This window comes from Actinocorallia aurantiaca (assembly GCF_039533685.1).
GTDB lineage: Bacteria > Actinomycetota > Actinomycetes > Streptosporangiales > Streptosporangiaceae > Actinocorallia > Actinocorallia aurantiaca.
Window position 1 is genome coordinate 19,566 of sequence record NZ_BAAATZ010000030.1, and the last position, 14,562, is coordinate 34,127.

The window sequence follows — 14,562 nt, forward strand, 5'->3', positions numbered from 1 at the left end:
ACGGACCGGCACGCCGGAGCCCCGACCCGCCGGAAGACGGCCCGGAGGGCGGAAGTCACAGGGCGCCGGCGAGGAGGCCCACGCCCCCGGCGAAGGAGACCCCGAGGACGATGGCGCGCAGGGTGCGGGCGGGCATCCGGGAGGTGAGGAGGGCCCCGCAGACGGTGCCTCCGGCGAGGGCCGCCAGTTCGGGGAGGCCGGGGAGGACGAGGCCCAGGGCCAGGGCCGTCACGAGGTTCTGGAGGAGGAAGAAGAGCGAGAGGTTGGCGCGGCCGGTCCGGGCGGCCCAACCGGAGTTGGCGGCGTAGATGCCGATCGGAGGGCCGCCGACCCCGCCGACGACGTTGAGCAGGGCGCTGGTGGCGCCGGCGGCCACGGCCCCCGCCGGGCGGGCCAGCCAGGCCCATCGCACGCCGCGGGCCAGGATGCCCACGGCGACGACGATGCCGATGCCGGACGCCAGAGCCAGCCAGCGGGTGTCGGCGCCGCGGACCAGCAGGGCGATGAGCGGGGTGCACAGCAGCGTCGGCACGAGCAGGCGGGACACGTCGGCGGGCCGGGCGTGGCGGCCGTCGCGCAGGAGCGGGACCACCGACGCGAGCACCGCCAGCGCCAGGGTGACGGCGACGCCGTCGCGGGGGCCCAGATGGAGGACGAGGACGGGGGCGGCCGCCAGGGAGAAGCCCATGCCCGTGGCGGCCTGGACGGTGGCGCCGAGCCAGATCCCGGCGAGCGCGAGGATCTGCGTGCCGGTGAGGACTTCCTGGATCACCGGAGTGCGGATCCGTCCAGGGAATAGCGGCGCTGGAAGAGGATCGCGACGGCCATGAGGACGGCGGGGACCAGGGTGAAGCCGAAGACCAGCGCCGTGAGCGCGGAGTCCGCCTGCGCCACGTCCTGCCCGTCCGTGGTGGAGACGAAGCCGCCGAAGGCCAGGACCGCCGAGTAGACGTAGGGGCCGATGGCCGTGCCGGTCGCTTCGGTCGCCGTCCACACCCCGGTGTAGGCGCCGGCGCGGGAGGAGCCCTGCGCTTCGGCGGCGGCCACCGCGTCGGGCACCATCGAGAAGGCGAAGAGCTGCAGCCCGGCGAACGCCGAGCCGAGCGCCACGATGACGACGACGGTGGCGGCGACCCCGAGCCGCTCGCCCGCCAGCAGCGCCAGCGAGCCCGCGATGAAGATCCCCTGGGAGATCAGCAGCCCGCGCTGCTTGCCGATCCGGCGGGAGATCCGCTGCCAGACGGGTCCGGCGATCAGCGCGGGGCCCAGGAAGGCTCCCATGAACGCCGCGGTGAGCCCGCTGTTCTCGAAGACGTACTCGGTGTAGAAGGGCACCGCGGCGAGGAAGAGGTGCGTGGTGGTGCCGGTGAACAGGTACGACAGCACCAGCGTCCGGAATTCGCGGTCCCGCCAGGCGACCTTGATGTCGTCCAGGAACGAGTGGTCGCGCGCGTCGGGCGCGCGGAACCCGCACCGCGTGGTCAGGTCGCGCACGCCCTTCAGCGCGACGAACCCGGTGACGGCCATGCCGGCGGACAGCACCAGCGCCATCTTGACGTAGTCGCCGCGCCCGCCCGCCGAGACCATGGCCGGTGCGACGACGCCCGCCCCGAGCAGGCCCAGGGTGAGGAAGAGCATCCGGAACATGAACACCCGGGTGCGCTCGTGGTAGCCGATCTTCAGGTCGGACGGGGTGGTCAGGTAGGGCACCTGGAAGCACGCGAAGAGCAGGTTCCCGGCGATGTACCAGGCGCCGACCCACAGGGCGGCCGCCGTTCCGGAGAACCCGGCCGGGACGGTGAACATCGCGGTCATCGCCACGGCCAGCAGCAGCCCCCAGCGGAGCATGCCGCGCCGGTTCCCCGACCGCCGCGCCTGCCGGTCCGACAGCGTGCCGAGCAACGGGTGCACGACGGCGTCGATGATCTTGGGCAGCAGCAGGACCAGGCCGGCGAGGAAGGGGGAGACGCCGAGCGTGTGGGTGAGGAAGTACAGCAGGAGCAGCCCGGGGACGGTGACCCACACCCCCATGCCCAGGGAGCCGGTGGAGTACTTGACGAGGTCGCCGGTCCGGGGGGCGGCCTCGGTCCCGACGCTCACGCCCCGAACCTTCTGACGACTCCGGCGGCCAGCTCGACGCCCTTGAACGCCCCGGAGCGGACGCGTTCGGCGAGCGTCCGGGAGATGATCCGGTCGGTCACCGAGGGCAGGTGGCGGGCGAGGAAGAACTCGACGGACCCGCGGGGCGTGGTCGGCAGGTCGCGGTGGACCCGGCGGCTGAGGGCCGCCCGCAGTACCGCGTCCACGACGCCCTCCAGCGGCTCGTAGCGGCTCATGCCCTCCAGCGAGAGGCCCGCCGAGGCGGTGGAGTCGTGGATCGGGCTGCGCACCATCGAGGGGTAGACGCAGGTGACGCCGACGTGCGTGCCGATCTCCATGCGCAGCGCGTCCGCGTACGCCACGAGCGCCCGCTTGGACGCCCCGTACGCCGCCGCCAGCGGCAGCTGCATGACCGCCATCCGGGAGGACAGCATGACGACCCGGCCGCGCGATGCCACGAGCGCGTCCACGCACGCGGCCGTCACCCGCCAGACGCCCAGCAGGTTGATGTCCAGCTGGCGGCGCACCTCCTCCCCGGGCGGGAGTTCCGCGGGGGCGGGCCCGCCGATCCCGGCGTTGTTGATGAGCAGGTCGAGCCCGCCGAGCCTTCCGATGGCCTCGGCCACGGCCTCGGGGACCTGCTCGTCGTCGGTGAGGTCGCAGGCGACGACCTCGACGGGGTCGTCCTCGCGGGGGGCCACGTCCAGGCCGATGACGTGGGCGCCGAGCCCGCTCAGGCGGGTGCAGATCGCCCGCCCGAACGTGCCGGAGGCACCCGTGACGATCACTCGCAGACCGTGTGCGTCACGGTGGCCGCCGTCGAGAAGGGAGAGGGGGAGGTTCACGCGGGGGTCTCCTTGCCGCGGGTCGGGGCGAACGGCCGGGTCTCGCCGCGCAGGAGCCTATCCCGCCCGGTTTTGATCTCTTTGGGTATGTCGGCGACGTAGTCGTCGAAGTCGATGCGCATCTGGGGACGCCGGTCCCGGCCCCACCTGGCGGTGGAGTACCGCAGGGCGCGGGCCACCGAGCGCAGCCGTTCCGGAGGGTCGGGCAGCGCGTAGGAGCCCGACAGGTAGGCGGCGGCGAGCTTCGACTGGGCCTCCACGACGGGCAGCGCCGCGCCGGTGGACTGCATCAGCCCGACGAAGACCAGGCTCGGGTCGTCCAGGTGGAACACCCGCTTGTACAGCGGGAGCTCCTCGGGGTCGCCGCCCAGCCAGCGCTCGGACAGGAAGGGGATGCTCACCCGGTAGCCGGTGGCCCAGACGATCACGTCGACGGCGTCGGACGTGCCGTCGGTGAAGACGACCCGGTCCCCGTCGAAGCGCTCGATGCCGGGCCGCGGGACCACCTCGCCGTGGGTGAGCCGGTGCAGGATCGTGTCGCTGATCGTCGGATGGTTCTGGAAGAGCCCGCCCTGGGGCGCGGGCAGGCCGTAGCTCTGGGGGGTGCCGACGGCGACCCGGAGCATGGTCTCGGCCAGGCCCTGGCGCAGCCGCCACGGCAGGGCGGCCAAGGCGCCGCCGGTGGCGTCCGAGGGACGGCCGAAGAGGTACTTGGGCACGATGTGGACGCCGTGGCGGGCGGACAGGAGCACGGGCCCCCGCGACACGTACGAGGCGTCCACGGTGATGTCCATGGCGGAGTTGCCCATGCCGACCACGAGCACCCGCTCGTCCCGGAAGATCTCGGCGTCGCGGTAGTCGTGGGCGTGCATCTGCTCGCCGGTGAACTCGCCGGGGTAGGCGGGGTCCGGCAGCCGGGGGTCCCAGTTGTGGCCGTTGGCGACGACGACGGCGTCGTACCGCTCGGCGTCGCCGGTCTCCCGCCCGTGCGCGGACGCGGTCACCTTCCACCCGCCGTCCTCCTCCCGTTCGACGGAGGTGACGGTGTGGTGGAAGCGCAGGTGCGGGGTGAGCCCGAACTTCTCGGCGTAGTCGGCGAGGTACCCGGCGATGTGGTCGGCCGACGGGTAGTCCGGCCACTCGCCGGGCATCGGAAAGTCGGCGAACTGGGTGCGCCCCTTGCTGGTGTTGAGGTGCAGGGAGGCATAGGCGGGGGAGAGACCGCTGGCGTTGTCCCGCGCCCACAGCCCGCCCGGCCGGTCGCCCTTCTCGTAGGCGACGACCTCGGCGCCCGCGTCCAGCAGTGCCTTGACGGCGGTGAGACCGGCCGCTCCGGCGCCGATGACGGCGACACGGCAAGGAGGGGTCATGGTGCTCGTGCTCCTCGATGGGTGGGGTGGGACAGCGCCAAAGCCGGTTGGGGCGAAGTTGTGATTCACACCAACATAGGTCTTGATCCTGGCTTGGAATATGGCGCTTACCACCTGTTTTGCTGCCCAGGTTGTGGTGGCCCACAACCTGGGGCACGATGGTGGAGTGCGCTCCCGGGAAGAGTGGACGTCCGTCGTCGACCTGATCGAGCGGATCGTCGGCGAGGACGACCTGCTGCCGTCCGTGGTCGTCGGAGTGCGCACGATGGTGCGCGAGGCCGCCTCGCTGTCGTCCGCCGACATCACCGGCCACACCCGCGCCCTGCTCTTCGCCGCGACCAGGGCGCTCGCCGCCCGACGCGGTCCCAGCCAGGCGGAGTTGTCCTTCGTGGAGGACCTGGCCGTCACCCGGGCCCGGCAGGGCGTGCCGATCGAGGCGGTGCTCGGGGCCATCCACATCGCCGAACGCACGATCTGGTCGCGGGCCAGGGAGACGGCCCCCTCCGCCGGGGTCACCCCCGATCTCCTGCTGGACGCCCGCGAGCTGTACGACGACTGGGCGGAGGCCGTGCGATCCCGGCTGATCACCGCCCACCGGGCCGCGAAGGCCGACCCGGACCCGCGGACGGACGCGCGGGACGCGGTGATCCTGCGCCGGCTCCTGGAGGGTGGCTCGGCCGCCGCGCTGGCCGCCGCCGAAGCGGGGCTGCCGACCGCGGGCGGCCTGTGGGCCCTGGTCGCCCGCGCCGACGACCTGCCGGCCGCCGCGGCCCTGGAACGGGCGCTCCGCGAGTACCCTCCGGTGCTGTGCGCCAGGCTCGACGGCCTGCTCGTCGCGGTGCTCGCCCGGGCCCCCGCGCCCCGCGCCGTACGGGCCGGCCTGACGGCGGGGCTGGCCGGACCCGTCGAAGCCGAGGAACTGGCCGCGGCCCGGAGACTGGCGCTCGACGCGCTGGCCGCCGCCGAGGCGTCGGGGCGGTCCGGCGTGACGCACGTCGCGGAGGTGGCGTCCCTGGTCGCGCTGGTGGGGCGGCCCGATCTGGCGGCGGTGCTGGTGGACCGCCACCGGCAGGCATGGAACACCCTCGGCGCGAACGCCGGGCCCGTCGCCCTGGCCGTCTCCGCCTGGCTGGAGGCCGACCGGGACGTCAACGCGGCGGCCGGGAAGCTGTTCGTCCACCCCAACACCGTGCGCAACCGGGTCCAGCGGTTCGCGGACGTCACCGGCCTGGACCCGGCCACCACGTTCGGCGCGGTGGACGCCTGGTGGTTGTGCCGCACCTGGCTGGCCCGGGCCTGAGTCAGAGGTAGCGGACGGCGGTGAGGTCCTCGGAGGCCTCCCAGAGCCGGCGCGCGAGCTCCGGGTCGGCGGCGGAGCGCGCCGGGCGGACGGGCTTGGGGTGGCGCCCGCGGAACTCCTGGAAGCCGTCGGGGCCGTAGAACCCGCCCGGCTCCGCCTCGGGGGCGGTGGCCGCGTACAGCTGGGGGATCGCGCCCCGGGAGGCGGGCTGCGCCAGGAGCAGGTTGGCCGGCTTCGCGAGCAGGCTCACCAGCCCGGTGGGACCGTTGGACTGGAGGTTGGTGGCCGCGTAGCCGGGGTGGGCCAGGAGGCTGGAGACGGGACTTCCCGCCGCACGCAGCCTGCGGTCCAGCTCCAGGCCGAACAGGACGTTGGCGAACTTGGACCGGGCGTAGTTCCCGGAGGGGGAGTAGGACTTCTCGGAGCCCAGGTCGTCGAAGTCGATCGACCCCTGGCGGTGCAGGGCGGAGGTGACCGTCACGACGCGGGGCGCGCCGCCTTCGGCGAGCCGGTCCAGCAGCAGGCCGGTGAGGGCGAAGTGCCCCAGGTGGTTGGTGCCGAACTGCAGCTCGAAGCCCTGCTTGGTGCGGCGCAGGGGCGGCATCATGATCCCGGCGTTGTTGACCAGGACGTCCACCTTCTCCACGCCGTCGGCGAACTCGCGGATGGAGCCGAGGTCCGCCAGGTCCAGCCGCCGCACCTCCACCTGCCCGCCGTGCAGCCCCGCGCACGCCTTCTGGCCCTTGGCCAGGTCCCGGCAGGCCATGATCACATGCGCGCCCCGGGCCGCGAGCTCCCTGGCGGTCTCCAGGCCGAGCCCGCTGTTGGCGCCGGTGACCACATAGGTCCGGCCGCTCTGCTGGGGAATGTCGTTGATCGTCCACTTAGTCATGGGGTCAGCATGCCCCGGTACGGCGGGCGCCGGTACTCCCGCGCCGCTAACGATCGGTCTCGCGGCGGGAGTGCACCCAGGGGGAGGTCAGGACGTGGTACGAGGGCATCGTGACGTTGAGCTCGTAGACGGCGTCCATCACCGACTTGACGCGGGGCGGGATCTCGCGCAGCTCCGCGTCCGCGACGTCGTCCTCCGAGGTGAAGTACAGCAGGTGGGTGTAGCCGTCGTCGGGATGGAAGGCCAGGGTGGAGCCGAGCATGTCCTGGCGGTGCAGGAGCAGCTCCTTCTCCATGCTGCGCATCAGGGTGCGCATGAGCGCGGAGTCCCGCACCCGGCCCTGGACGATCTGGACGAAGCCCGCCTTGTCGATGGCCGTGGGGTCCGGGGCGAAGACCTCCACCTCGCGGCAGTTGGTGAAGACCGGTTCGCCGGTGAGGCCCTCGCGGAGCTCGGAGAACCAGCGGCGGCGGCCGGGCCGCCCGGACTCCACCCACATCTTCTGCTCGGACTCGAACCGTTCGGCGGTGAAGAACACGCCCTCCTCGGTCACCCCGCCGGTGCAGCCCAGCCAGCCGACGGAGGTGGATCCCAGCTTGTCGGCCCACCGGTAGCTCGCCGCGCGCAGGGCGTCGGCGTCGCCTGCCGGTGCCTGGATGATCTGAAGGAACATCTTGATCTCCTTGCTCGGCGAGTCCCTCCTACCGTACCGATTGATGTGGTTATCGATTGCTTCATTCGGGAGGAAGGCCAGGTCATTCATAGGGGTTGTCCGGCTTGGCGACCGGGGTGACGCGCTCGGCGGCGAACTCGTACACGCCCTGCTGGTCCGGTCTCCCGGCGGGGCGCCAGACTCCGACGACCTCGACCCAGGCGCCCTTCTCCGGGGCCGGCGCGTTCAGGATCCTGACGCGCAGCGCCATGGCGTCGGCGGCGCAGCAGCTCATCTGGAGCCGGGTCAGGTACCAGGATCCCCCCTTGCCGGGGGTGGCGAAACCCTTGAGTTCGAGCCTGCGGTCGGCGAGGGTCACCTGACCGCCGATCTGCGCCTCGAAGGACCGGCCCATGAACTCCCCGATCGACATGGGCAGCGGGTCCGGGCCCGGCGGCAGCGCGTAGTCGTCCTCCTCGACCTGGATCTTCGGGGGCGCCGCCCGGCTCTCGTCGGCGCGGGTGGCGGTGAAGACCCCGAGTTCGGGCGGGGCGATGGCGAAGATCGCCAGGACGGGCAGGCACAGCAGCCAGGCGACCCGCGGCCCGCCCGGGCCGTGGTGGTGCCCCTCGTGCTCCGCCTTCTCACGAGGGTCCTCGCGCCAGTCGCGGCGCATCCCGGCCAGGCCGAGGACGACCAGGACGAGCGAGGCCGCGACCAGCGGCCAGCGCAGCCCCTCCTTGACGAAGTTGACGACCTCCCCGGTGACCAGGGTGATCCACAGGACGGACCCGCCGACGAGCACCATCAGCAGGTTCTGCATGGCTCTGCTCACAGGAACACCCCTCCCGCGAAGGCGCTGACGGAGACCGCCAGGACGAACGTCAACGGGATGAAGCGGACCGCGAACCGCCGTCCGAACATCCCCGTCTGCAGTGCGATGAGCTTGAGGTCGACCATCGGTCCCACGACGAGGAACGTCAGCTTCGCGGTGGGGGAGAACGCGGTGAGACTCGCCGCCACGAAGGCGTCGGCCTCCGAGCAGATCGACATCAATACGGCCAGCACGGCCAGCGTCAGCACCGCCGCCCACGGGATCCCGGCCACCTCGTTCACCCACGCGGCGGGGATCACCACGTTGATCGTGGCCGCCGCCGCCCCGCCCACCACCAGGAAGCCTCCGGCGTGCATGAAGTCGTGCCGTACCGCCACCCGGAACGCGTCCCAGCGGCCGCCGGAGTGCTCGGGCCGCTCGGGTATCCGCAGCCATTCCCCCTTGCCGAACCGCAACCACGCCCATCCGGCGAGCACGGCCACCACCAGGGAGGCGCCGAAGCGCGCCGCCACCATCTCCGGGTTCCCCGGGAAGGCCACGGCCGTCGCGACCATGACGACCGGGTTGATCGCGGGAGCCGCCAGCAGGAACGTGAGCGCCGCGGCGGGGGCCACCCCCCGGGCCATCAGGCTTCCCGCCACCGGCACGGACGCGCACTCGCACCCGGGAAGCACGGCTCCGGCCATCCCGGCCACGGGCACCGCCGCCGCGCCGCGCCGGGGCAGGACCCGGCTCCACACCGACGCGGGGACGAACGCCGTGATCCCCGCGGACAGCACCACCCCGAACACCAGGAACGGCAGCGCCTGCACGCAGATCGCGATGAAGACCGTCGCCCAGGCCCGCACCCCGTCCTGGGTCACCCACGGCGCCACCCAGATCCGCCCGATCACCAGCAGTGAGACGATCGAGACGAACCACCAGGCCGCATCGGGTCCCGGATGCTCCTCGCGTGTTCTCCGCCCGGCCGGCGGCAGCCCTTCCTCGAGCCGCGTCCCCGTCGTCATCCCGTCCTCCTTCACACCGACGACGGGACATCCTAATGAAAACAGTTTTCATTTTAAAACCCCCGATCCACCCGGACGCCGGGTGTCCGGACCGGCTACGGGGCGCCGGTGGCGGGCGCCGGCCCGGGCGCGGGTCCGCGCGGGGGCGAGACGGAGGAGGGGAGGGTGAGGACGGCCAGGAGGAGGGCGCAGGCGAGGAGCAGGTGGAGGAGGGCGGTGATGGGGGCCTTGGCCCGGGAGAGGAAGGCGATCAGGAGGGCGAGGCAGGCGAGGGCGCCGAAGCCGAGCACGAGGATCTGGCCGGCGCGGTCGGCTCCGCCGTGGGAGCCGTCGGGATCGGCGCTGTTGGTCAGGCCGGAGGCGATGACCACGAAGAAGGCGGCGACCGCCTCCAGGGAGAGGCCCGTCAGGGCCGTGAGGAGGTCGGCCCGCCAGGGGGGCCGCGTCCGCCCGGGGGAAGCGGAGGAGCTCACCGGCGCAGGGTCGGAGGCCCGGGCCGCGGTGTGTCCAGGATGGGATCGGGGCGTCGGCACACGGAACCACTCCCTCGGGCGCTCGTTGCAGTACGGATATTCCCGGTCACCCTCGGTATAGACCTGAAAGTGGCCCTGTCAAACGTCCGGGGTGATCGGAATGTCGAATTGATCTACAAAGAAAAGGCAGGAGAGGGGGAACTCGGGCGAAGTGCCCGACCTCTCGGTAACCGCCTGCCTCATATGTCTCTCACCTTGTGTTTTCTCGCAAAAAGGGGAGAATATAAAGATCTACTTAGTAAAATCCCCAGGTCGGCCCGAGCCCTGCCGGGGGCGGAGTGAAGGGCCTCGCGGATCGCTCCGGCGCCCTGCCTGTGGATTCTCCGGAGGGTCGGAGCAAAGGTGGATCTACTATGTAAAGGCCCCGGGCCCGAGAAGCGGCCCGGGGCGCGATCCCGAGGAGTCGGCGGAAGGTCAGAGCGCCGGGTCGAAGACGATCTTGACGGCTCCGTCGCGCTTCTTCTGGAAGGCCTCATAGGCCTGCGGGGCGCGGTCCAGGGGGACGCGGTGGGTGGCGAGGTCCAGGACGCCCAGCGGGTCCGACTCGTCGGTGACCAGCGGCATCAGGTCGTCCAGCCAGCGGCGGACGTGGGCCTGGCCCATCCGGAAGGTGATGCCCTTGTCGAAGGCGCGGAGCATGGGCATCGGGTCGGCCATGCCGCCGTAGACGCCGGACAGGGAGATCACCCCGCACCGGGCCACCACTTCGATCGCCAGGTGGAGGGCGGCGAGGCGGTCCACTCCCGCGTGGGTCATGAGCGGAGCGGCGACCTTGTCGGGCAGGAGGGCGGTGAAGGCCTGGGCGGCCTTGCCGAAGGGCGAGCCGTGGGCCTCCATGCCGACGGCGTCGATCACCGAGTCGGTGCCGCGGCCTCCGGTGAGGTCGCGGACGGCGGAGACGACGTCGGTGTTGCGCAGGTCGATGGTCTCGGCGCCGTGCCGACGGGCCATCTCCAGCCGTTCCGGGACGAGGTCGACACCGATGACCCGGTAGCCCCGGTGCCGGGCGATCCGGCAGCACATCTGGCCGATGGGCCCGAGGCCGAGGACGGTCACGCTGCCGCCTTCGGGCACCTCGGCGTACTCGACCGCCTGCCAGGACGTCGGCAGCACGTCGGAGAGGAACAGGAACCGCTCGTCCGGGGTCCCGTGCGGTACCGGGATCGGGCCGAACTGGGCCTGCGGGACGCGCAGGTACTCGGCCTGGCCGCCGGCGACCTGCCCGTACAGCTTGGTGTACCCCAGGAGCGCGGCGCCGCTGTCGTACTCGCGCACCTGGGTCGTCTCGCACTGCGCGTAGTACTGCCGGTCGCACATGTGGCAGTGGCCGCAGGAGACGTTGAACGGGATGACCACCCTGTCCCCGGGCTTGATGTGGGTGACCTCGGGCCCGACCTCCTCGACGATGCCCATGGGTTCGTGCCCGAGGATGTCCCCCTCCTGCAGGAAGGGGCCGAGCATCTCGTAGAGGTGCAGGTCCGAGCCGCAGAGCGCGGTGGACGTGACCCGGATGACCGCGTCGTTCGGCTCCTTGATGATCGGGTCGGGCACCTGGTCGACTCGGACGTCGCGGCGGCCATGCCAGGTCACTGCCTTCATTGTTCCCCCCGGTTTCGTCGGAAGTTCTGGTGATCGAGAACTGTGGGATGTTTGCCCCGTTGTGACCCTTCTGCCCTTGGCTGTGATCATCAATCTCGGCGGTCATCCAGATTTGCCGCAGATCACACCCGGCTCGGCACCGCGTCCATCCGCCGCCGTTCCCGCCGCAGAGTCCGCCCGCCCTCGGCGTACCAGTCCAGCACGATCACCAGCGCCAGCCCCACCTCCACCAGGTCGCCGCCGTAGTACATCAGCTGCGCCCCCGCGTGGAGGTCGGCCGCCGTGAACGTGAGTCCGGGAGGCGGAGCGGCCCACAGGGACTTGGCCAGGACGGAGTGGGCCGCGCTCGCGACGACCAGCGTCCCCGCCCGCAGCGCCAGGGAGTAGCGGTGCCGCATCGGGTCCAGGCGGCACAGGGCGGTGGTGAACAGCATCCCCGCCGCGAACACCCGCAGATGCAGCAGCGCGTGCGCCCACGGCTGGTCGTGGACGGCGGACAGCAGCGGCGTGCGGTACATCATCCACAGTCCGCCGAAGTCGATGAGGGCGGCGACCGGCGGGAACACCAACACCGCGGCGAGCCGCGACTGCACCACGGCCAGCAGCGTCCGGCGCGTCCTTCCCGGCTGCAGTATCCGCAGCAAGAGGGTGACGGGGCGGGCCAGGACGAGCAGCAGCGGTCCGGCCATCCCGAGGATCAGATGCTGCAGCATGTGCGCGGTGAACGGCTCGCCCGGCAGCGGCGCCACGGCCGCCGTCGCGACGGCCGCGCCCCCGGCCGCGAAGGAGAGGTCGCGAAGCCACGGCCAGGCGTCGCCCCGCCGCCGCAGCCGGGCGGTCGCGGCGAGATAGGCGACGACGACGCCCGTCATGGCGAAGGCGGCCAGCCACGGCGCGAGCCCCGCCTGGACGGGCGCCTGATGCGCGAGTCCCATCAGCTCGCCCTGCCCGGCCGCCGCAGCATCGGAAGGAGGAGCAGGAAGCCCGCGAGGAGCATGAGCACCGCCACGACGTTCCACGTCCAGTCGTAGGGGGCGATGTCGACCTCGTAGCGGATCTGGTGCAGGCGCATGAGCTTGTGGTGGACGAGGCCGTCGTAGAGCTGGAAGGCGCCCGCCCCCAGCAGCACCCCTCCGCCCGCGACCCGTTTGGCGAGGGTGTTCCGCCTGGCCGCGTCGGCGGCCAGCACCAGCCCGAAGACGGTGGTGAACCAGCCGAAGGCGTGGAGCAGCCCGTCGGAGACCAATCCCATGTCCGTGGTCGATCTGTCGTAGAAGTGGTGCCAGTGCAGCAACTGGTGGAAAACGGCCTCGTCGACGAACGCGGCCGCTCCCACTCCGAACAGGACTCCGGCCCACAGGGACCGGTCAGATCGGACGGACATCACATTCACCTGTCTCTTTCGAGTTCCCGGGGTCGGGTGAAGGGCGAAGCGTGCGGAGAGGAGGCGAGCTCGGCGAACCGCAGCGCGTTGTGGACGGCCGCGGCGGAAGGGTCGTTGTTGAAGTAGACGTAGGCGTCCCCGCCCTCGGCGGTGACCTCGGACGTGCGGCGCGCCCACGCGTGCAGCGCGGCCTCCCCGTATCGGGGCCGGGGACGGGCCGCTCCCTCGTGGCAGCGCAGGTAGACCCATCCGGTGGTGCGCCACAACGGGGTCACCGGGCGGCTCTGCCGGTCGGCCCAGCACAGGGCCGCGGCGTGGTCGGCCAGCAGGTCGCGGATCTCCGCGGTCCACCAGGACGGGTGCCGGGGTTCGACCGCCACCCGCACGTCCGGCGGGAAGCAGCGCAGGCACCGGGCGAGCAGCCCGGCGTTCGCGCGCAGCGTCGGAGGCAGCTGCAGGAGGACGGGCCCGAGCTTGTCGCCGAGTCCCGAGGCGGCTCGCAACAGCCGTGCGACGGGTTCTTCGGGCGCCGAAAGACGGCGTATGTGAGTGAGGTAACGGCTCGCCTTGACCGCCATCACGAAGTCCGGAGGAGTCCTCTCGCGCCACTGCTCGAAGGTCTCCAGGGAGGGCAGCCGGTAGAACGCGGCATTGCTCTCGACGGTGTCGAACCGTTCGGAGTAGTGCTCCAGCCAGCGGGTCTGCGGAAGGCCCCGGGGATACAGCACGTCGCGCCAGTCGGCGTACTGCCAGCCGGAGGTACCGACCCGCAGCCTGCCCCTGGTAACCGGACTCACGTGACCCATCGGGCCGAATCCCCCCGATCCCGCTCGTTCCCTCCGTTTCTTTCATGCCTTCCCGGGGAGGGAGAAGATGAACACGGCGTACTTCGTGATCATGGTACGTCGGTCGCGGGGCGAGGAAGCGGAGCGACCCGGCGGGGGCCGGAAGGGCGGGGGACGATGCGGGTAGCGGTCATCGGCGGCACGGGGAACCTCGGTACGAACACCCTGAGGTCGCTGGCGGAGGATCCGGAGATCACCCAGCTCGTCGGCATCGCCCGGCGCAGACCGCGCCTGGAGATCGGCCGCACCCAGTGGGTGGCCGCCGACATCACCAAGAGCGACCTGGTGCCGCTGCTGCGCGGCATGGACGCCGTGGTGCACCTGGCGTGGATCTTCCAGCCGACCCACGACCCCTACAAGACGTGGCAGACGAACGTGCTGGGCAGCGCCCGGGTGTTCCGCGCCGTCGCGGAGGCGGGGGTGCCCTCGCTCGTCTACTCGTCGTCCGTCGGCGCCTATTCGCCGGGCCCCAAGGACCGCTTCGTCGACGAGGACTGGCCCACGCACGGCTGGCCCATGGCCGCCTACAGCAGGGAGAAGTCCTACGTCGAACGGATGCTGGACGCCTTCGAGGCCAGGTATCCGCAGTGCCGCGTGGTGAGGATGCGCCCCGGCTTCGTCTTCGAGCGCAGGACCGCGACGGAGCAGCGGCGGCTGTTCGCGGGTCCTCTGGTGCCGGGCAGGCTCGTCCGGCCCGGCATCGTTCCGGTCGTCCCGGACATCCCCGGGCTGAAAATGCAGATGCTGCACTCGTCGGACGTGGGGCGCGCCTTCCACCAGGCCGTCGTGCGGCCCGCGTACGGTGCCTTCAACCTCGCGGCCGAGCCCGTCATCGGTGCCGACGAACTGGCGGAGCTGTTCAACGCCCGCAAGGTGAAGGTGCCGGCGCGGGCCGTCCGGACGCTCCTGGCCGCCGCGTGGGGCCTGCGCCTCGTTCCGGCCTCCCCGCACCTGTTCGACCTGGCGCTGCGGTTGCCGCTCATGGACGCGGGAAGGGCCCGGGAAGAACTGCGCTGGACGCCCGAGCACAGCTCCGTCCACGCACTGTCGGAGTTCCTCGCGGGCCTCAGGGCCGGGGCGGACGAGGACACGCCCGCCCTGTCGAAGTCCTCCAGCGGGCCGCTGCGCGTCCGTGAGTTCCGCTCGGGCGTCGGCGGCACTTCCTGACGCCGTTCTCGCACCTGCCCTTCCTTTGTCATC

General features: G+C 71.9%; 15 protein-coding genes. 2 read left to right on the plus strand and 13 right to left on the minus strand.

The window, feature by feature from the left end:
- Positions 1-55: 55 nt before the first annotated feature.
- Genes ABD327_RS30535 through ABD327_RS30550 form a run of 4 tightly spaced genes read right to left on the minus strand, consistent with a single transcriptional unit; the run spans position 56 to position 4,315 of the window.
- Positions 56-772 carry a TSUP family transporter gene (locus ABD327_RS30535; RefSeq protein WP_344455601.1) on the minus strand — a complete coding sequence of 239 codons (717 nt, stop codon included), beginning with the start codon at positions 770-772 and terminating at the stop codon, positions 56-58.
- The gene (locus ABD327_RS30540; protein WP_344455603.1) at positions 769-2,100 is read right to left on the minus strand and encodes an MFS transporter; all 1,332 of its coding nucleotides are present in this window, start codon (positions 2,098-2,100) and stop codon (positions 769-771) included. The genes ABD327_RS30535 and ABD327_RS30540 overlap by 4 nt, the downstream gene beginning before the upstream one ends.
- Entirely contained in the window at positions 2,097-2,945 is an 849-nt protein-coding gene (locus tag ABD327_RS30545; RefSeq protein ID WP_344455605.1) for an SDR family NAD(P)-dependent oxidoreductase, read from the minus strand. Before ABD327_RS30545 ends, ABD327_RS30540 begins: the two co-directional genes overlap by 4 nt.
- Positions 2,942-4,315, minus strand: coding sequence for a flavin-containing monooxygenase (locus ABD327_RS30550; protein WP_344455607.1), 1,374 nt, complete (start codon positions 4,313-4,315; stop codon positions 2,942-2,944). The genes ABD327_RS30545 and ABD327_RS30550 overlap by 4 nt, the downstream gene beginning before the upstream one ends.
- Before the next feature lie 166 nt (positions 4,316-4,481).
- On the opposite strand from ABD327_RS30550, the gene ABD327_RS30555 reads away from it, so the two are divergent.
- Positions 4,482-5,615, plus strand: a complete 1,134-nt coding sequence (locus ABD327_RS30555) for a helix-turn-helix domain-containing protein (RefSeq protein ID WP_344455609.1) — start codon at positions 4,482-4,484, stop codon at positions 5,613-5,615.
- A 1-nt stretch (position 5,616) separates the two neighbouring features.
- On the opposite strand, the gene ABD327_RS30560 is transcribed toward ABD327_RS30555, so the two are convergent.
- The 9 genes from ABD327_RS30560 to ABD327_RS30600 form a co-directional block, all read right to left on the minus strand.
- Positions 5,617-6,507 (minus strand): oxidoreductase, encoded by an 891-nt coding sequence (locus ABD327_RS30560; protein WP_344455611.1) that lies wholly within the window; start codon positions 6,505-6,507, stop codon positions 5,617-5,619.
- A 46-nt stretch (positions 6,508-6,553) separates the two neighbouring features.
- Positions 6,554-7,180, minus strand: a complete 627-nt coding sequence (locus tag ABD327_RS30565; RefSeq protein WP_344455613.1) for a hypothetical protein — start codon at positions 7,178-7,180, stop codon at positions 6,554-6,556.
- Between the two features lie 82 nt (positions 7,181-7,262).
- The gene (locus ABD327_RS30570) at positions 7,263-7,994 is read right to left on the minus strand and encodes a TIGR03943 family putative permease subunit (protein WP_344455615.1); all 732 of its coding nucleotides are present in this window, start codon (positions 7,992-7,994) and stop codon (positions 7,263-7,265) included.
- Positions 7,991-9,001: a permease gene (locus ABD327_RS30575; RefSeq protein WP_344455617.1), complete on the minus strand. Its 1,011-nt coding sequence runs from the start codon at positions 8,999-9,001 to the stop codon at positions 7,991-7,993. Before ABD327_RS30575 ends, ABD327_RS30570 begins: the two co-directional genes overlap by 4 nt.
- A gap of 95 nt (positions 9,002-9,096) precedes the next feature.
- Positions 9,097-9,474, minus strand: a complete 378-nt coding sequence (locus ABD327_RS30580; RefSeq protein ID WP_344455619.1) for a DUF6234 family protein — start codon at positions 9,472-9,474, stop codon at positions 9,097-9,099.
- 474 nt (positions 9,475-9,948) lie between these two features.
- Positions 9,949-11,133, minus strand: coding sequence for a zinc-dependent alcohol dehydrogenase (locus ABD327_RS30585; protein WP_344455621.1), 1,185 nt, complete (start codon positions 11,131-11,133; stop codon positions 9,949-9,951).
- Positions 11,134-11,255: 122 nt separating this feature from the next.
- Entirely contained in the window at positions 11,256-12,068 is an 813-nt protein-coding gene (locus ABD327_RS30590) for a cytochrome c oxidase assembly protein (protein ID WP_344455623.1), read from the minus strand.
- Complete coding sequence (locus ABD327_RS30595) at positions 12,068-12,517, minus strand: DUF2243 domain-containing protein (protein ID WP_344455626.1); 450 nt, start codon at positions 12,515-12,517, stop codon at positions 12,068-12,070. The genes ABD327_RS30590 and ABD327_RS30595 overlap by 1 nt, the downstream gene beginning before the upstream one ends.
- A 5-nt stretch (positions 12,518-12,522) precedes the next feature.
- Entirely contained in the window at positions 12,523-13,314 is a 792-nt protein-coding gene (locus ABD327_RS30600) for a DUF72 domain-containing protein (RefSeq protein ID WP_344455628.1), read from the minus strand.
- Positions 13,315-13,479: 165 nt separating this feature from the next.
- On the opposite strand from ABD327_RS30600, the gene ABD327_RS30605 reads away from it, so the two are divergent.
- Complete coding sequence (locus tag ABD327_RS30605) at positions 13,480-14,529, plus strand: NAD-dependent epimerase/dehydratase family protein (RefSeq protein WP_344455630.1); 1,050 nt, start codon at positions 13,480-13,482, stop codon at positions 14,527-14,529.
- Positions 14,530-14,562: the final 33 nt, after the last annotated feature.